This window comes from Pseudomonas protegens, assembly GCF_003363755.1.
Classification (GTDB): Bacteria; Pseudomonadota; Gammaproteobacteria; order Pseudomonadales; family Pseudomonadaceae; genus Aquipseudomonas; species Aquipseudomonas danubii.
The window spans coordinates 2,645,198-2,663,136 of sequence record NZ_CP031396.1; the positions used below are offsets into that span (position 1 = coordinate 2,645,198).

At 61.4% G+C, this 17,939-nt stretch carries 17 protein-coding genes; 10 read left to right on the plus strand and 7 right to left on the minus strand.

Annotated features, from left to right (window positions below; genetic code table 11):
- Positions 1 to 46 precede the first annotated feature (46 nt).
- On the plus strand, positions 47 to 256 hold the full coding sequence (locus tag DWF74_RS11760; protein ID WP_003228500.1) for a DUF2788 domain-containing protein: 210 nt from the start codon (positions 47 to 49) through the stop codon (positions 254 to 256).
- Here DWF74_RS11760 and DWF74_RS11765 read toward each other — a convergent pair.
- The 4 genes from DWF74_RS11765 to DWF74_RS11780 form a co-directional block, all read right to left on the minus strand.
- On the minus strand, positions 251 to 817 hold the full coding sequence (locus tag DWF74_RS11765) for a pseudouridine synthase (RefSeq protein ID WP_162884158.1): 567 nt from the start codon (positions 815 to 817) through the stop codon (positions 251 to 253). The genes DWF74_RS11760 and DWF74_RS11765 overlap by 6 nt on opposite strands.
- Before the next feature lie 146 nt (positions 818 to 963).
- Positions 964 to 2,436, minus strand: coding sequence for an AMP nucleosidase (gene amn, locus DWF74_RS11770; RefSeq protein WP_162884094.1), 1,473 nt, complete (start codon positions 2,434 to 2,436; stop codon positions 964 to 966).
- A 137-nt stretch (positions 2,437 to 2,573) separates the two neighbouring features.
- Positions 2,574 to 4,226: an acyl-CoA dehydrogenase family protein gene (locus tag DWF74_RS11775; RefSeq protein ID WP_110596243.1), complete on the minus strand. Its 1,653-nt coding sequence runs from the start codon at positions 4,224 to 4,226 to the stop codon at positions 2,574 to 2,576.
- A 74-nt stretch (positions 4,227 to 4,300) separates the two neighbouring features.
- Entirely contained in the window at positions 4,301 to 6,667 is a 2,367-nt protein-coding gene (locus tag DWF74_RS11780; protein ID WP_102865366.1) for a hybrid sensor histidine kinase/response regulator, read from the minus strand.
- 291 nt (positions 6,668 to 6,958) lie between these two features.
- On the opposite strand from DWF74_RS11780, the gene DWF74_RS11785 reads away from it, so the two are divergent.
- The 4 genes from DWF74_RS11785 (at position 6,959) to DWF74_RS11800 (ending at position 10,476) form a co-directional block, all read left to right on the plus strand.
- Positions 6,959 to 7,756 (plus strand): hydroxymethylpyrimidine/phosphomethylpyrimidine kinase, encoded by a 798-nt coding sequence (locus DWF74_RS11785; protein ID WP_042941299.1) that lies wholly within the window; start codon positions 6,959 to 6,961, stop codon positions 7,754 to 7,756.
- A gap of 18 nt (positions 7,757 to 7,774) precedes the next feature.
- Entirely contained in the window at positions 7,775 to 8,398 is a 624-nt protein-coding gene (gene thiE, locus DWF74_RS11790) for a thiamine phosphate synthase (protein WP_102865365.1), read from the plus strand.
- A gap of 18 nt (positions 8,399 to 8,416) precedes the next feature.
- Positions 8,417 to 9,700, plus strand: a complete 1,284-nt coding sequence (gene hemL / locus DWF74_RS11795; RefSeq protein ID WP_102865364.1) for a glutamate-1-semialdehyde 2,1-aminomutase — start codon at positions 8,417 to 8,419, stop codon at positions 9,698 to 9,700.
- 221 nt (positions 9,701 to 9,921) lie between these two features.
- The gene (locus DWF74_RS11800) at positions 9,922 to 10,476 is read left to right on the plus strand and encodes a tetratricopeptide repeat protein (RefSeq protein WP_102865363.1); all 555 of its coding nucleotides are present in this window, start codon (positions 9,922 to 9,924) and stop codon (positions 10,474 to 10,476) included.
- A gap of 47 nt (positions 10,477 to 10,523) precedes the next feature.
- On the opposite strand, the gene DWF74_RS11805 is transcribed toward DWF74_RS11800, so the two are convergent.
- Positions 10,524 to 10,850 (minus strand): DUF1820 family protein, encoded by a 327-nt coding sequence (locus DWF74_RS11805; protein WP_007927079.1) that lies wholly within the window; start codon positions 10,848 to 10,850, stop codon positions 10,524 to 10,526.
- A 134-nt stretch (positions 10,851 to 10,984) separates the two neighbouring features.
- Here DWF74_RS11805 and miaB point away from each other — a divergent pair, with 134 nt between their 5' ends.
- The 5 genes from miaB to lnt all read left to right on the plus strand — a co-directional run bounded on the left by miaB (position 10,985) and on the right by lnt (position 16,595).
- Positions 10,985 to 12,313, plus strand: coding sequence for a tRNA (N6-isopentenyl adenosine(37)-C2)-methylthiotransferase MiaB (gene miaB / locus DWF74_RS11810; RefSeq protein WP_162884095.1), 1,329 nt, complete (start codon positions 10,985 to 10,987; stop codon positions 12,311 to 12,313).
- Between the two features lie 215 nt (positions 12,314 to 12,528).
- Complete coding sequence (locus DWF74_RS11815; RefSeq protein WP_102865361.1) at positions 12,529 to 13,548, plus strand: PhoH family protein; 1,020 nt, start codon at positions 12,529 to 12,531, stop codon at positions 13,546 to 13,548.
- Positions 13,541 to 13,999 carry an rRNA maturation RNase YbeY gene (gene ybeY / locus DWF74_RS11820; RefSeq protein WP_102865360.1) on the plus strand — a complete coding sequence of 153 codons (459 nt, stop codon included), beginning with the start codon at positions 13,541 to 13,543 and terminating at the stop codon, positions 13,997 to 13,999. The genes DWF74_RS11815 and ybeY overlap by 8 nt, the downstream gene beginning before the upstream one ends.
- A 42-nt stretch (positions 14,000 to 14,041) precedes the next feature.
- Entirely contained in the window at positions 14,042 to 14,881 is an 840-nt protein-coding gene (locus DWF74_RS11825; protein WP_011063653.1) for an HlyC/CorC family transporter, read from the plus strand.
- A gap of 178 nt (positions 14,882 to 15,059) precedes the next feature.
- Positions 15,060 to 16,595 carry an apolipoprotein N-acyltransferase gene (gene lnt / locus DWF74_RS11830; RefSeq protein WP_430757465.1) on the plus strand — a complete coding sequence of 512 codons (1,536 nt, stop codon included), beginning with the start codon at positions 15,060 to 15,062 and terminating at the stop codon, positions 16,593 to 16,595.
- A gap of 45 nt (positions 16,596 to 16,640) precedes the next feature.
- On the opposite strand, the gene DWF74_RS11835 is transcribed toward lnt, so the two are convergent.
- Positions 16,641 to 17,402: a YdcF family protein gene (locus DWF74_RS11835; RefSeq protein ID WP_102865359.1), complete on the minus strand. Its 762-nt coding sequence runs from the start codon at positions 17,400 to 17,402 to the stop codon at positions 16,641 to 16,643.
- Between the two features lie 123 nt (positions 17,403 to 17,525).
- A complete protein-coding gene (locus DWF74_RS11840) occupies positions 17,526 to 17,846 on the minus strand; it encodes a hypothetical protein (RefSeq protein ID WP_102865358.1) in 321 nt (106 codons plus the stop codon).
- Between the last annotated feature and the right edge of the window lie 93 nt (positions 17,847 to 17,939).

Sequence of the window (17,939 nt, forward strand, 5' to 3'; positions counted from 1 at the left end):
TATACTCGCCCGGCGTTTTTTGACCTGCCTGCAATGGAGATGATCGATGGACCCAGCAGTATTCGAAGAGTGGATGATGACCGGTCTGGTCAGCATCCTGATCATATTCATGGGTTTCATCGTCTGGGACCTGGCCAAGAAGTCCAAGGCCGGACGCTTCGGCTCCTTTATCCTGTTCTTCGTACTGGGCCTGGGCGTGGCCGCCTTCATCATCAAGAGCGTGGTGATCGGCCTGATCGAATCCGGCGCTCTATAAGCGCGCCGGCACTTCCTTCCACTGGCCCTGATCCAGGCCATCCAGGGTCCAGTCGCCAATCCTGACCCGCACCAGCCGCAAGGTCGGCAAGCCGACGGCGGCGGTCATGCGCCGCACCTGGCGATTGCGCCCCTCACGAATCACCAATTCCAGCCAATGAGTAGGCACGCTCTTGCGAAAGCGCACTGGCGGATTGCGCGGCCACAGCTCTGGCTCTTCCAGCCGTCGCGCCTCAGCCGGCAAGGTCATGCCGTCGTTCAACTCCACGCCGTCACGCAAGCGCTGTAACTGCTCAGCGCTGGGTTCGCCTTCGACCTGTACCCAATAGGTCTTGGCCAACTTGTGCTTGGGATCGGCGATCCGCGCCTGCAACTGCCCGTCATTGGTCAACAGCAGCAACCCTTCGCTGTCGCGGTCCAGGCGCCCGGCCGGGTAGACCCCGGGAATGGCGATGAAATCCTTGAGCGTCGCCCGTCCCTCACCATCGCTGAACTGGGTCAGCACGTCGAAAGGCTTGTTGAACAGGATCAGCTTCGGCTCGGCCGGTGGCGCCTTGGCCACGCGCTTGGAGGGAGAAACGGAAAACGGCTTCGCGCCAGGGCGACGGGAAGCAGGACGGGACGGACGGGACATGGGATCAGGAACATTCAGCGATCAGGACCGACAATGCTAGTGGCCTGATCGCCAAATGACCATGGATTAAACGCTTAGCGGAAAGGCGGCTCGTCGAAGCTGCGCAGTTTGCGCGAGTGCAGGGAGTTGAGCTCACTGCGCATCAGGTCCACGGCTTCGATACCGATCTTCAAATGCTGGCTGACCGCCCGCTCGTAGAAGGCATTGGCCGCACCCGGCAACTTGATCTCACTGTGCAGGGGTTTGTCCGAGACACACAGCAAAGTGCCGTAAGGCACCCGCAGGCGATAGCCCTGGGCCGCGATAGTGCCGCTTTCCATATCCACCGCCACGGCCCGGGACAGGTTGATGAACGGACGTTCCTCGGCCCAGCGCAGCTCCCAGTTGCGGTCGTCGTAAGTCAGGACGGTACCGGTGCGCAGGCGCTTCTTCAGTTGCTCGCCCTTCTCCCCGGTGACATTGGCCGCCGCTTGCTGCAACGCCAGCTGGACCTCGGCCAAGGCCGGAATCGGAATGTTCGGCGGCACCACGCGATCAAGAATGCCGTCACGCCGCATGTAGGCGTGAGCCAGGACGTAATCGCCGATGGTCTGGGACTGCCGCAGTCCACCGCAGTGGCCAATCATCAACCAGCAATGAGGGCGCAGCACCGCCAAGTGGTCGGTGATGTTCTTGGCATTGGAGGGGCCGACGCCGATATTCACCAGGGTCACACCGTGGCCATCGCTGGCCTGCAGGTGATAGGCCGGCATCTGGTAGCGATGCCAGACAACACCGGCGGCGATTGCCGAAGCCTCGCCATGATCCATGCTCTTTTCAATGATCACGTTGCCCGGCAGGACCATGCGCACAAAACGCGGATCACTGCGCAGTTGCTCCAGGCCATGGACGATGAACTGGTCGACGTAACGGTGATAGTTGGTTAGCAGGATCCACGGCTGCACATGACGCCAGTCGCTGCCGGTGTAATGCACCAGGCGCCGCAAAGAGAAATCGACCCGCGCCGCATCAAACAGCGCCAAAGGCAGCGGGTGAGTGTTTTCCCAGTCGTAGAGACCGTCGGCGATACCGTCGGTGGCAGCCGACAGGTCGGTGCTGGGGAATACCCGGGCCAGGGCCGCCGCGGTTACGCCGGAACCGGCCAGTTCGTCGCCCTGTTCCACCACGTAGGGATAAGGAATGTTCTGCTCGCTGACACCCACTTCCACCGTGACGGTGAAGTCATGCATCAAAGGCACCAGTTGCTCGAGCAGATAATTGCGAAAGGCCGCGGGATGAGTGACGGTGACGCTGTAGGTGCCCGGCAGTTGCACCTTGGCATAAGCCCGGGTGGTCTGCGGAACTTCGCCATGGCAGTGGTAGGTCAGGCGCAATTCGGGATAGCGAAACAGCGCTCTTTGCTCGGCATCCGGCTCGACCCGGTCCTTGAGGTAACGCTTGAGCGCCTGGCTCAGGGCCGTGGTGGCCCGCTCATGCAAAGCAGCAAGCCGATCCACGGCTTGCTCGGCGGTTTGAACGACAATAAAAGCTTCGGTCACGGTAAGCATCCTGTGTTCTGATCTTGCAGGCGTTCATCTTGCCTGCAACACCGCCCCACGGGAACAGCGGAGTTACAGGAGCCGGCGTGTCGGCGCTGGCCATGGCGACAACGCCTCTTCGCCGACAAGCCGGCTGCTACGAAAGGTCAGAAGCCTTGAGGCGTGGAGCGGGCAACAATGGCGGCTACGTCCAGCCCGCGGGGCAAGGTACCGTAGACCCGACCGCTCTGCCCTCCAAGACGACTGGCGATAAAGGCGTCGCTGACCACCTCGTTACCGGCCTCAAGCAGGAGCTTGGCCTGCAGGCCCAAGGCAATGTCCTCGGTCAGTTGGCGGGCGCGGTACTGGATGTCGCCGGTGTCCCTGAAGCTGTCCTTGAGCGCCGCAATATGCGCCGCCAGACGCTGCTCGCCATGCCCGTCCCCCAGCTCGGCAAACAATACATCGAGTACCCCGGGCTCTTTCGACAAGGCCCGCAGCACGTCCAGGCATTGCACGTTGCCTGAGCCTTCCCAGGTGGAGTTCACCGGCGCCTCGCGGTACAGCCGCGGCAGGATGCTGTCTTCGACATATCCGGCGCCTCCCATGCATTCGGCGGCCTCGTTGATCATGGCCGGGGCGCGCTTGCAGATCCAATACTTGCCCACCGCCGTCACTAGCCGAGAGAACTTCGCTTCCTGGGCATCGTCCTGATGATCCAGGGCTCGTCCCATGCGCATGCTCAAGGCCAGGGCCGCTTCGCTTTCCAAGGCCAGGTCGGCCAGCACGTTCTGCATCAGCGGTTGCTCACTGAGCACCCGCCCGCCGACGCGGCGATGGGCACAATGATGGCTGGCCTGGGTCAAGGCCTGGCGCATCAGCGAGCTGGAGCCGACCATGCAGTCAAAGCGAGTCATGGCGACCATTTCGATAATGGTGGGTACGCCGCGCCCCTCGTCACCGATCATCCAGGCCAGAGCGCCACGGAACTCCACTTCGCTGGAAGCATTGGAGAGGTTGCCCAGCTTGTTCTTCAAGCGCTGGATATAGAACTGGTTGCGGCTGTCATCCGGACGATGACGGGGCAGAAGGAAACAAGTCAGGCCCTTGTCGGTCTGGGCCAGGGTCAGGAAGGCATCGCACATCGGCGCCGAGCAGAACCACTTGTGCCCCACCAGCTCATAAGCCTGCCCCGGTCCCGGGGCTCCCACCGGATAGGCTCGGGTGGTATTGGCACGAACGTCGGTCCCGCCCTGCTTCTCGGTCATGGCCATGCCAATCGTCAGCCCGGTCTTGTGCTGCATGCCAACATTACGTGGGTCGTATTGAGTGGCGAGGATCTTCGGCAACCACTGCTCGGCGATGTCCGGCTGCAGTTTCAGCGCCGGCACGCAGGCAAACGTCATGGTCAACGGGCAACCGCTGCCCGCCTCGGCCTGACTGTGCAGATAGGTCATGGCGGCGCGGGCTACATGAGCCCCCGCTTGTGGGTCGGTCCAGGGCAGTGAGGTCAGCCCGCCCTCGATGGCCGCCTGCATCAACTGGTGATACGCCGGATGAAACTCCACCAGGTCGATCCGGTGACCAAAGCGGTCGTGACTGGAAAACACCGGTTTGTTCTGATTGGCCAGGAACCCCGCCTCCATCAGCGGACCACCCGCCAGGGCGCCATAGGCATCGACCCGGGATTCGGCCCAGCCGGCATCGAAGCGCCGCATCCACTGCTGCAACGGCAGGTCGATCCGATAGAGGTTGGCGCCGTCCAGGGCGGGCGGCTGGTTGGTGACTTCGTGAGTTTCAGCGAACTGGTGGAGGTTCATTGCGGGACTCCTTCAGGGTGTGCCAAGACCCCAGTTAAGCACCCGCTCTACCCCGAACAAAGTGGCATATCAGCCTAAATATCGGCACTTTCGCCTTGCTCAACACAAAGTACCCGCTTCAACAGCACCGCTTGCAGTGCCTCGAATTTCACCGGTTTGCCCAGGCAGTCGGCCCCTGCTGTCGCTGCACAACCTTCAGTACCAGGAGCGCAGGCCAGCAAGATGGGCAGGTGGGCGTATCCGGGCATTGCCTGGGCCTGAAGACGAAATGCCCCCAGTTGCGCTGCAGTGATCTGGCCATCGATCAGCACCGCGCTGACAAGTTCACGCCCCAGCAGTTGCAGCGCATCGGTGGGACTGCCGACGGTGCGAACTCGGTACCCCAGCTTGAGCAACATGCCCCGCACCACCAGTTGATCGACGTCGTTATCGTCCATCAGCAGCACGGTACAGTCCTGGGGCGCACGCCGATGAAGGGCTGTCGGCGCCCGAGGAGTGGGTTCCTGGACATCGAACTCCACCAGCAAGCGGAAACAACTGCCCTGTCCAGGCGTGGACTCATGGGTCAATTGCCCGCCCAGCAAGTCCACCAATTGCCGGCAGATCGCCAGGCCGATGCCCAATCCGCCATATTCACGCGTCATGGAACCGTCGAGCTGGAAGAAACGCTGGTACAGCGTCGCCTCGTCCAGATTGACAAAACCTATCCCGCTGTCGATCACCTCAAAGCTCAGGCTCACTCGCTCGGCCGAAACAGACCGGGTGACCACCCGCAACACCACGCCACCGGAATGGGTGAACTTGACGGCATTCTCCAGCAGGCACTCCAGGCAATGGCTGAGCTTGCAGCGATCTCCCTGCAAGCGGTCGGGCAGCCCGGCACTGAGGTCGACCTGAAAGGACAGGGACTTGGCCGCCGCGCTGGCGCCAAACTGGGTTTGCAGTGCGCTGAGCATCGAACGCAGGCTGAACGGCTGGCGCTGGGCGCTGAGCTTGCCGGCTTGCAGTTCGGTCAACGTGAGGATGCCGTTGACCATGCGCATCATGTCCCGTGCCGAGCCGGCGGCGGTCTGCTGGTACTGCTCCATCTCCGGGTCCAGTTCCAGGGTCTGCATCAGCTCAAGCGAGCCGATGACACCGTTCATCGGCGTACGCAACTCGTGGGTCAGGGTAGCCAGGAACTCATCCTTGAGACGGTTACTGTGAGCCAGTTGCTGGTTCAGCACTTCAAGCTTCTGCCCGGCCTCAAGCAGCGTCTGGGCTTGTTGCTCACGCATCGAGTTGATCCGGTCGGCCAGGGCCAGGGATAGCAGCGCCACCTCGATCGCCGAGCCGATCTGGCTGGCGTACATGGTCAGGAATACGTTCGGCAGGTAACCCAGCACCATCAAGGTGTTGATCACCCCACCGAACAGAAAGGCCGACCAGGCAATGATGAAATAACGCGCCACCCGCAATCCGCGACACCAGGCGACGATCCCCGCCACATAAATCACCACGGTAAACAGCAGCGCCAAGGTGGTTGCCAGGCGCAAGGCCAGGGCGTAGCTGGTCATCAGTGACAAGGCCATGACCACTGCGCCGAACGCCATCAGCGCCAGCAGCACCCGGTCAACCCAGGGACTGTGCCGGGAGGTCTGCAGGAAACTGCGGGCGAACTGACTGCCGAACAGCCCCGCGGCGCCGATGAAGAATGGCGTCGCCGCATTGGCCCACCACGGACTGTTGGGCCAGAAGTACTCCACTGCGGCACCGTTGACCGACAGTTGATAAAGACCGAACGAAGCGATGTAGACGATGTAGTAGAGGTAGCTGGTGTCACGCACGCTGAGATAGATGAACAGGTTGTACACCAGCATGCCCAGCAACACCCCGTAGATCAGCCCCAGCACGTAGAGCCGCACTGGCTGCGCCTCAAGGTAGGCAGTGGTGGACCAGAGGCTCAGCGGCGCCTGGATCGAACCTTCACTGGCCAGGCGCAAATAGACAGTCTTGTGCTCATGGGGGGAGAAATTCAGGTTGAACAGGTAATTGTTCTGGCGAATCTGTCGGCTGTCGAATGGCAAGGCATCGCCGGTGCGCTCCGCCAGACGAAAGCCACCGGCTTCATCGGGGACGTACAGATCCAGGTGATCCAGGGGCGGATAGGCCAGTTCCAGCAACCAGCTGCGCTGTGCCGTGGGATTGCCGGGGCGGTATTGAAGGTCGATCTTCAGCCAGAAGGCCGAACGTGAGTAACCGGCATTGAGGGTGTCTTTATCGTGGGGTTTGAAGTGCTCAGCCAAGGGCCCCGAACTGACATCGGCAATGGTTGCTTCGCCACCCGCGTCTTCGAATACTTGCATCACTCGGCCCAAAGGCAAGCGTTGAGTGAACTCGTCGAACTCGACGGCGCCAGCCAGCATCGGCAAGCTCAACAGCAACATCAGCAAATAGCGCATTAAAGCCCCAGCGTGGCTTGTCCGGTGGTGTCAGGAAGTCCCCCATTTCCCTTGAGCAGACGCAAGACCGGCATGACCTGTTATTGGTTTGAATGCACTCTAGCATAGCCGTTGATGGCCAATGAACACCATTGAAAATTTTAGTCTAAAGGCTCTAGAACGGGCCTTTCAGCGCAATCCAGCGAGCTAGAGCTGTTGCATCGGTCAAGAAGATCGAACACGGCAAAGCGACAACTTCCATTGCGCACCAGGCGCCGCGAAAAAAAGCGTTTGGTGGTAAGCTCGCCGCCCATGAATATCTACAGCTCTCGCCCCGTTGTCCTCTGTCTCTCCGGCCACGACCCCAGTGGTGGCGCCGGCTTGCAGGCAGATATCGAAGCCCTGCTGGCTCAGGGTTGTCACGCAGCTCCGGCTGTCACCGCCCTGACCGTGCAAGACACGGTCAACGTCAGCGATTTCCGCGTTCTGGATCGCGAGTGGGTATTGGCCCAGGCCAATGCCGTGCTCAACGACTCCACTGTCGCCGCGGTCAAGCTGGGCATGCTGGGCTCCCTGGAGATGGTCGACACCGTGGTCGAACTGCTCCAGGCACACCCACACCTGCCCCTGGTGTGCGACCCGGTGCTGCGCGCCGGCGGCGGTGGCCGCCTGGGCAAGGATGAAGTGGGCTACGCCATGCGCGAACGCCTGCTGCCCCTGGCCACCATTGCCACTCCCAACCTTCCCGAAGCCCGAATTCTTGCGGAACTGCCCGAAGGCAGCGCCGACCAATGCGCCGAAAAACTCCTGCCGTTCGTCAAGCACCTGCTGATCACCGGCGGCCATGGCGATGAACACGAAGTGCACAATCGCCTGTACAGCCGTGACGGCCTGCGCGAGACCTACACCTGCCAGCGTCTGCCAGGCAGCTACCACGGCTCCGGCTGCACCCTGGCCAGTGCCCTGGCCGGACGTCTGGCCCAAGGCGAACATCTGGCCAGCGCCGTAAAGTCGGCCCTGGACTACACCTGGCGCACCCTGCGCGACGCCGAGCAACTGGGCCGCGGCCAGTTTGTCCCGCGCCGCTTGCCGTTGGATTTCTGCTCGTAATGTCATGAGGCCCGCTCAATGAAACTACGTGGTCTGTACGCCATCACCGACAGCCAGCTGTTGGCCGGCAAGTTCCTGAAGTACGTGGAGGCAGCGCTGGAAGGCGGCGTCACCCTGTTGCAGTACCGCGATAAAAGCGATGACCAGGCCCGCCGTCTGCGGGAAGCCGAAACCCTGCTGAACCTGTGCGAGCGCTACAAGACCCGCCTGATCATCAACGATGACGCCGAGCTGGCGGCACGCATCGGTGCCGGCGTGCACCTGGGCCAGAGCGACGGTCCCCTGACGCCGGCCCGCGCCCTGCTGGGGCGCCAGGCCATTATCGGTTCGACCTGCCACGACCAATTGCCACTGGCCGAGCAAGCCGCGAAGGAAGGCGCCAGCTATGTCGCCTTCGGCCGCTTTTTCAATTCCACCACCAAACCCGGCGCGCCCACGGCCAGCCTGGAGTTGCTGGATCAGGCCCGGGCCAGCCTGCATCTGCCGATCTGCGTGATTGGCGGCATCACCCTGGAAAACGCCGCTCCCCTGGTGAACCACGGCGCCGACCTGCTGGCGGTGGTTCACGGCCTGTTCGGCGCCGATAGCGCCGACGAAGTGACCCGTCGCGCCCGCGCCTTCAACGCCCTATTCAACAGCTGATTTTTTGAGAGCCCGATCATGTCCCGTTCCGAAACCCTGTTTGCCGACGCCCAGAAACACATCCCTGGTGGCGTCAACTCGCCGGTCCGCGCCTTCAAGAGCGTGGGCGGCACCCCGCTGTTCTTCAAGCACGCCGAAGGTGCCTACGTCACTGACGAAGACGACAAGCGCTATGTCGACTATGTCGGGTCCTGGGGCCCGATGATTCTCGGCCACAGTCACCCGGACGTGCTGGACGCGGTACGCAAGCAGCTGGAGCATGGCCTGTCCTACGGCGCCCCGACTGCCATGGAAACCGAAATGGCCGATCTGGTGTGCTCCATCGTTCCCTCCATGGAAATGGTGCGCATGGTCAGCTCCGGCACTGAAGCCACCATGAGCGCGATTCGCCTGGCCCGTGGCTTTACCGGCCGCGACAGCATCATCAAGTTCGAAGGCTGCTACCACGGGCATTCCGACAGCCTGCTGGTCAAGGCCGGTTCCGGCGCCCTGACTCAAGGCGTACCCAGCTCTGCCGGTGTACCTGCAGCTTTCGCCAAACACACGCTGACCCTGCCCTTCAACGACATCGCTGCAGTGGAAAAAATGCTGGCGGAAGTGGGCCAGGAAGTGGCCTGCATCATCGTCGAACCTGTGGCCGGCAACATGAACTGTGTGCCGCCGGCACCGGGCTTCCTCGAGGGGCTGCGCACTCTTTGCGACCAACACGGCGTAGTGCTGATCTTCGACGAAGTGATGACCGGCTTTCGTGTCGCTTTAGGCGGCGCCCAGGCCCATTACGGCGTGACTCCAGACCTGTCCACCTTCGGCAAGATCATCGGCGGCGGCATGCCAGTGGGCTGCTTCGGCGGCAAACGCAAGATCATGGAACACATTGCGCCCCTGGGTCCGGTCTACCAGGCCGGCACCCTGTCCGGTAACCCACTGGCCATGGCTGCCGGCCTGACCACCCTGCGCCTGATCAGCCGCCCGGGCTTCCACGCCGAACTGAGCGACTACACCAGCCGCCTGCTCGAAGGCTTGCAGCAACGCGCCGATGCCGCAGGCATTCCGTTCGTCACCACTCAGGCGGGCGGCATGTTCGGCCTGTACTTCAGTGGCGCCGACGATATCGTCACCTTTGACGATGTGATGGCCAGCGATGCCAACCTGTTCAAGCGCTTCTTCCACCTGATGCTGGAAGGCGGCGTGTACCTGGCGCCAAGTGCCTTTGAGGCCGGTTTCACCTCGATCGCCCACGGCGAGACTGAGCTGCAACTGACCCTGGATGCAGCAGAGCGCGCATTTGCCGCCCTGAAATAAGCGCTACATGGCTGGCATGGTGACCGACCATGCCAGCTTCGTGCTTTACTCGAACTTTCCCTTGGCAAAGGGGGAAATACGCGGCAAACCAGCGGATATCGCGGCCACGCAGCAGAAAAACGAGTAAAGACTTTGTAAGGTTGGCCCTGCTTATTTCATAATGCGCGCTTATTGGACCCCCTCGCCGGGTCCGCGCGCCCCTCAGAGGTAAGTCGATTCCCATGAACCGCACCGGCCGCGCCCTGACATTGGGCTGCCTGTTGCTCCTTCAGCCCCTGCTCGCGCACGCACAAGCAGGCGGCAACTCGTTGTTGATCCCAGCGATGGGTCGCTGCACCCTCGATCCCCAGGCACAGGAACAGGCCGAGGCGCTAGCCGCGTGCCAGAAAGCCGCCGATGAAGGGGATGCACAGGCGCAATACGAGTTGGGTGAGTTCTACTACGAGGGTAAAGGCGCGCCGCAGGACCTCAATCAAGCCCTGAGCTATTTCGAAAAGGCCTCGTTGCAAGGCCATGCCCAGGCGCAGTTCAAGCTCGGCACCATGTTCTTCCACGGCGAAGGCGTGCCGGCCAACAACGTTCAAGCCTACATCGTGCTGAAGATGGCTGCGGTCAATGGTGCCGAAGACGCCCTGGACACCGCCGACGAAGTCGCCGAGCACATGCAGCGTGACGAACTGGAAGTTGCGACCCAGGTGCTGGGGCAGATCTTCCGTAAATACCTGATGGAACTGCAAAGCGCCGATGGGCGTTCGCCTTTCTCGCCCCTGCCGTAACCGCTTCGCGCCACTCACCGGCAAACTGGCGCCTACGCAAACCAGGCTTACTTTTCGGGCATTGGCATGGGAAACGGCATGACGTTGCTTACGCCACGAGCCTCGCTGATCTTCGGTGTGCCTAGGCGCTCCACTTCGTCGATGCGCACAATCGAATGCATCGGCACAAAACTGCGCACAACGCCTTCGAACTGAGCCTTGAGTTTTTCTTCGCTCGGATCGACGACCACTTGCGTGCGCTCGCCAAAGACGAACTCTTCCACTTCCAGAAAGCCCCACAGATCACTTTGATAGATCTGCTTGGCGTACATTTCGAACACCTGGCCCTGGTTGAGAAAAATCACCTTATAGATTGGGGCTTCACGTTTGGTCATGGTGGGCGGGCAACACATCGGGGGACAAAAATAGGGCGCGAACTATAGCATAGCTACCCGATGCACAACGCTAGGAACCTGTAGGTATGGCCCCTATAATGCGCGGTTCTTTGAATCACGTGAGACCGAGGTCCATGGCCAAGAAGCTTTACATCGAAACCCACGGTTGCCAGATGAACGAGTACGACAGCTCGCGCATGGTAGACCTACTGGGTGAACATCAGGCCCTGGAAGTCACCGCCCGCGCCGAAGACGCTGACGTCATCCTGCTCAACACCTGCTCCATTCGCGAGCGCGCCCAGGACCGGGTGTACTCGCAACTGGGGCGCTGGCGCGAGCTGAAGCTGGCCAACCCGGACATGGTGATCGCCGTCGGTGGCTGCGTGGCCAGTCAGGAAGGCGCGGCCATCCGTGATCGAGCGCCCTACGTGGACGTGGTCTTCGGCCCGCAGACGCTGCACCGCCTGCCGGAAATGATCGACGTCGCTCGCGCCACCAAGCTGCCGCAAGTGGATGTCTCATTCCCGGAAATCGAAAAGTTCGACCACCTGCCCGAGCCGCGCATCGACGGCCCCAGCGCCTATGTGTCGGTGATGGAAGGCTGCAGCAAGTACTGCACGTTCTGCGTAGTGCCTTACACCCGCGGCGAAGAAGTCAGCCGGCCATTTGACGACGTGATCGCCGAGATCATCCACCTGGCGGAAAACGGTGTGCGTGAAGTCACCTTGCTGGGCCAGAACGTCAACGGCTACCGGGGGCAGACCCACGACGGGCGCATGGCGGACCTGGCCGAGTTGATCCGCGTAGTCGCCGCTGTCGATGGTATCGAACGAATTCGCTACACCACCTCGCACCCCCTGGAGTTCTCCGACAGCCTGATCCAGGCTCATGCCGAAGTACCAGAGCTGGTTAAACACCTGCACCTGCCGGTGCAATCGGGCTCGGACCGCATTCTGGCGGCGATGAAACGCAATCACACAGCTTTGGAATACAAGTCCAAGCTGCGCAAGCTACGGGCGGCAGTCCCGGGAATCTGCATCAGCTCGGACTTTATCGTCGGCTTCCCCGGCGAGACGGAGAAAGACTTCCAGCAGACCATGAAGCTGATCGAGGACGTAGGCTTCGACTTCTCCTACTCCTTTATCTACAGCCAGCGCCCAGGTACCCCGGCTGCAGACCTCGCCGACGACACACCCGAAGCGCTGAAGAAGGAGCGTCTGAACGCACTGCAGCATCGCCTGAACCAGCAAGGATTCGAGATCAGCCGACAAATGGTCGGCTCGACCCAACGCATTCTGGTCACCGATTACTCCAAGAAAGACCCTGGCGAATTGCAGGGCCGTACCGAGAACAACCGGATCGTCAACTTCCGTTGCGACAATCCCACACTGATCGGCCAGTTCGCCGACGTGCACATCGATTCGGCGCAGCCCCATTCGCTGCGCGGCTCGCTGTTATCGTAAGCACTGACTTGTGTAGGAACGGGCTTGTGCAGGAGCGGGCTTGTGCAGGAGCGGGCTTACCGGCGAAGAAACCTTCAAGAGCACCTTCGCCGGCAAGCCGACTCCTACAAAGAAAGCATCACCGGCCATTGCACCGCATAAGAGCTTTCGCACCCAGGCCGCTGGCGTTATCCTTGAATTCATCTTAATTGCCGTTGGGCGGCTAAAAAACGACCTTGAACGCACCCATAGAACCTCATCGTTTCATCCTCGAGCCCTTCGAGGCTCGCCGCTTCGCCAATCTGTGCGGGCAATTCGACGAGCATTTGCGCTTGATCGAACAGCGCCTGATGATCGAGATCCGCAACCGCGGCAATCAGTTCGAGCTGATTGGCGAACCCAAGCACACCACCTCCGCGGAAAATCTTCTGCGCCGTCTCTACCGGGAAACCAAGGGCACCGAGCTATCGCCGGACCTGGTACACCTGTTCCTCCAGGAATCCGCCGTGGAAGAGTTGGACAACCCATCGGTGGCCGATGCCGCCATAGCCCTGCGCACCAAGAAAGGCATGATTCGCCCTCGCGGCCTGAATCAGCAGCGCTATGTCAAAGAAATCCTCGGCAATGACATCAACTTCGGCATTGGCCCGGCCGGTACCGGCAAGACCTACCTCGCGGTGGCTTGCGCCGTAGATGCCCTGGAGCGCGAGCAAGTGCGGCGCATCCTGTTGGTGCGGCCAGCCGTGGAAGCGGGCGAGAAGCTCGGTTTCCTGCCCGGCGATCTGGCACAAAAAATCGACCCGTACCTGCGCCCGCTGTATGACGCGCTGTATGAAATGCTCGGTTTCGAACAGGTGGCCAAGCTGATCGAGCGCCAGGTCATCGAGATCGCGCCTCTGGCCTATATGCGCGGCCGGACCTTGAACAACAGCTTCATCATCCTCGACGAAAGCCAGAACACCACCGTGGAACAGATGAAAATGTTCCTCACCCGAATCGGCTTCGGCTCCACCGCAGTGATCACCGGCGACATCACCCAGGTCGACCTGCCCAAAGGCACCAAGTCGGGCCTGGCCCAAGTGATCAACGTGCTCAAGGATGTACCCGGCATCAGCTTCACTCACTTCATGCCCAAGGACGTGGTGCGCCATCCACTGGTGCAACGCATTGTCGAAGCCTATGAACGCTTCGAGCTGCGAGCCGAGGACGAGGCCGCCAAGGCTTCAGCCGACAGAGGCAACCGCCGCGATGCTTGAGCTTGACCTGCAACGCGCCAGCCAGCAGCCGGCCCCCAGCGATGAAGAGTTCCGCCAGTGGTGCGAACTGGCTCTGCGCCAGCGCACCGCCGATTCGGAACTGACCATCCGCCTGGTGGACGAAGACGAAGGCCGTGAGCTGAATCACACCTGGCGTCACAAAGATTACGCAACCAATGTGCTGTCATTTCCTGCCGACGTGCCGGATGAACTGCTGGATATCCCCTTGCTGGGGGACCTGGTGATCTGCATTGCGGTGGTCGAACGCGAGGCCGCCGAACAAGGCAAGGAACTTAAGGCCCACTGGGCCCATCTGGTCATTCACGGCTGCTTGCATCTGTTGGGTTACGACCATATAGATGATGACGAAGCCGAAGAAATGGAAGCACTGGAACGAACGTTGCTTGCTGAGCTGGGTCACCCCGACCCGTATGCAGACGACGAAAGCTGATCAACAACCACCTGTAACAACCAAGGATTCAGAGCAATCGCTATGAGCGAAGATCGATCGAGCAACGGGCAAAAGTCATGGCTGGGCAAACTGACCCAGGCTTTTGCCCATGAGCCGAAAAACCGCCAGGAGCTGCTGGAGCTGCTGCGCGAAGCCCATCAGAACAAATTGCTGGACAGCGAAGCGCTGGCCATCGTCGAAGGCGCCATCCAGGTAGCTGACCTGCAAGTCCGGGACATCATGGTTCCGCGCTCGCAGATGATCAGCATCAAGGCGACCCAGACACCCCGGGAGTTCCTGCCTGCAGTCATCGATTCGGCGCACTCGCGCTACCCGGTGATCGGCGAAAGCCATGACGACGTGATGGGCGTCCTGCTGGCCAAGGACCTGCTGCCGCTGATCCTCAAGGAGAACGGCGACAGCTTCAACATCAAGGACCTGCTGCGCCCGGCGACCTTCGTCCCCGAGTCCAAGCGCCTGAATGTGCTGCTGCGCGAGTTCCGCGCCAACCACAACCACATGGCCATCGTCATCGACGAATACGGCGGCGTGGCGGGCCTGGTGACCATCGAAGACGTGCTGGAACAGATCGTCGGCGACATCGAGGACGAGCATGACGTCGAGGAAGACAGCTACATCAAACCGCTTCCCAGCGGCGACTTCCTGATCAAGGCGCTGACGCCGATCGAGAACTTCAACGAGTTTTTCGACAGCGACTTCTCCGATGACGAGTTCGATACCGTGGGCGGCCTGGTGATGAGTGCTTTCGGCCACTTGCCAAAACGCAACGAAATCACTGAAATCGGCGCCTATCGCTTCCGCGTGCTCAACGCCGACAGCCGGCGGATTCATCTGCTGCGCCTGACCCCCATCTCCCGCTAAGGACAAGGGGCATCAGCCCTCCCCCGCACAGAATCATCGTCCCCAGGCCAACGACCTGGCCTGGGGACGACAGATCTCGGGGGCGGACTGTCAAACAGCGCTGCAGGATTCGCCGCTCATCTGAATCCACCCACCCCATCTCCTCGTGCCCCGCCCGGCGCGAAACAGGAAAGAGCTGATGAAACGCCTCTTGCAGCGCTCAACCCAACCCGGCTGGCCCGGCAACCTGCTAGCCGTTGCAGCCGGCGCCATTACCACCCTGGCCTTGGCGCCCTATGACATCTGGCCGCTGGCGCTGCTGGCGGTAGGACTGTTCTATGCCGGTCTGCGGGAGCTCACGCCCCGCCAGGCCCTCGGCCGGGGCTGGTGCTTCGGCTTCGGCCTGTTCGGCGCCGGTACCAGCTGGATCTACGTCAGCATCCACACCTACGGCGGCGCATCGGCTTTGCTCGCCAGCGTGCTGATGCTGGCCTTCATCGCCGCCATTGCCTGGTTCTTTGCCCTGCCCGCCTGGCTCTGGGCCCGCTGGCTGCGGCGCAACGAAGCACCGCTGGCGGATGCTCTGGCTTTCGCTGCCCTGTGGCTGGGGCAGGAAGCGTTTCGCGGCTGGTTCCTTACCGGTTTCCCCTGGCTCTACTCTGGCTACAGCCAGCTCGACGGTCCCCTGGCCGGACTCGCGCCTGTAGGCGGCATCTGGCTGATTTCCTTCTCCCTGGCGTTGACCGCTGCATTGCTCTACAACCTGCCGCGCCTGATCAAGGCCGGACGCAAGGGGTTTATCGCCGCCGGCCTGTTGCTGCTGGCTGCGCCCTGGGCAGTTGGCCTGGCACTCAAAGGTCACGCCTGGACCAGCCCTTCGGGTGATCCGCTTTCGGTCGCCGCCATTCAGGGCAATATCGAACAAAGCATGAAATGGGACCCGGCCGAGCTCAATGCCCAACTGGCTCTGTACCGCGACATGAGTTTCAGCAGCAAGCGGGTTGACCTGCTGGTCTGGCCGGAAACCGCGGTTCCGGTGCTCAAGGAGTCCGCCGAGGGCTACCTGACGATGATGGGCAACTTTGCCGCCGAGCGTCATTCCGCATTGATTACCGGCGTTCCGGTGCGCCAACTGGTGCACCATGAAAAACGCTACTTCAACGGCATCACCGTGACCGGCGAAGGCGATGGCACCTACCTGAAACAAAAACTGGTGCCCTTTGGCGAGTATGTGCCCCTGCAGGAGCTGCTGCGTGGCCTGATCGACTTCTTCAACCTGCCAATGTCGGATTTTGCCCGCGGCCCGGCCGACCAGCCGTTACTGCAAGCCAAGGGGTATCAGATTGCGCCGTTCATCTGTTACGAAGTGGTCTACCCTGAGTTCGCCGCCGGTCTTTCGGCCCGCAGCGACCTGCTGCTGACCATCAGCAACGACACCTGGTTCGGCACCTCCATCGGCCCTCTTCAGCATTTGCAGATGGCGCAGATGCGCGCCCTGGAAGCCGGACGCTGGATGATCCGCGCCACCAACAACGGAGTCACCGGGCTGATTGATCCGTTCGGCAAGATCACCGTGCAGATTCCACAGTTCGAACGAGGCATTCTCTATGGCGAAGTGGTGCCCATGCATAACCTGACACCGTACTTGCAGTGGCGCTCATGGCCACTGGCAGTGCTCTGCGCCCTGCTGTTTGGCTGGGCCTTGTTGGCCAGCCGCATCGCCAAGACCGTTTAGAAAGCTTCGCCCGCAAGCCGGCTCCGACTGGAGTCGGCCCTGTGATCAGCGATAAAAGAGGCGATAACCTAACTGGCCCACCGCCTCGTTCAGCAACTGGCCGCTCTGCCAGATCGACTTGAACTCCGGCATCCAGCCTCCCAACGGCCGAGCGTTGTCCACGCCCAGAAATCCTACCGGTGCTGGCACCACAACAAACCCTGCGCGCTCAAAACTCCAGACCGAACGGGGCATGTGCCAGGCCTGGGTCACGACCACCACGCGCTTGATACCCAGTGGCTGCAAGACTTCGGCGCTGAACTGGGCGTTTTCCCAGGTGGTGCGGCTACGACCTTCCTGCCAGCGCACGCTCACGCCAAAGTCATTGAGCAGCGATTCGGCCATCAGCGCAGCTTCGGTGGGCGGCGTACCGTAATGCAGGCCGCCGCTGGTCAACAGGGGCAGCCCGGAAGCCTTGGCCAGCCGCGCGGCATAACGCTCGCGCTCCAACCCCACGCCCGTGGGCTGATCAGAACCCCAAGCCGGATCACCCCGCTCACGGCCGGAACCCAGGACCACGATCGCGTCCGCCTGCTCCGCCAGGCTGGCCCATTGGCTCTGTGGCAAGGGCGGCAACCGTTCAAGCCCACGGGCACCCCATTCCACCATTACCGGCAGGCTCATCAACCAGAAGCCGCCCAAGCCCAGGACAAAGCACCATCGCGCCAGCCGAGGCCTGGACCGACGCAGACTCCAGGCCAGTAGAAGCAGCAGCAAGAGAATGCCGGGCGGCAGCAGTAACTGTTTGATGAAATAACGAAAAGGCATCGAGCATCTCCAAAAGATGCTCGAAGCCTAAAGGGGATACCCATGCGGCAACAACCGTTGCCAGGCACTTTCGCTTTCGAGGTCCTCGGCAACGACCTCTCAACCCAATAAAGGGCTCGGGACCTACTTGAACTGCTGGGACCGGACGCTTACCGAATCCCTGAGGGGCGCCTGATCCTTCAACCAAATGACCTTGGCCGAACGGGGCCTTTCCTGGTGTTGCGGACTGCCCGATACATTGACCTGCATTTCATGCTGACTGCGGGCCAGGTAGGCCCTGATCAACTCGAACTCAGCAGGGCTCAACCCCCGCAGCTCCAACTCGACCGGCCGTTCATTGCGCAGTCGATCCGCAGTTCTTGCCGCATCCAGGGCCAGAGCCAGTCGATTCAGCAGCCTTTCATACACCTCCGGTTCTGTTACTTTTCGCTGCGACTCAAGCATCCGTTCACCTCATCGAAGATAAGAATCACTCCCCTTTTTGAGCTTAGTCGGACAGCTGGAAGCGACGCGCCGCCGCGACCAACGGCCCGCGCG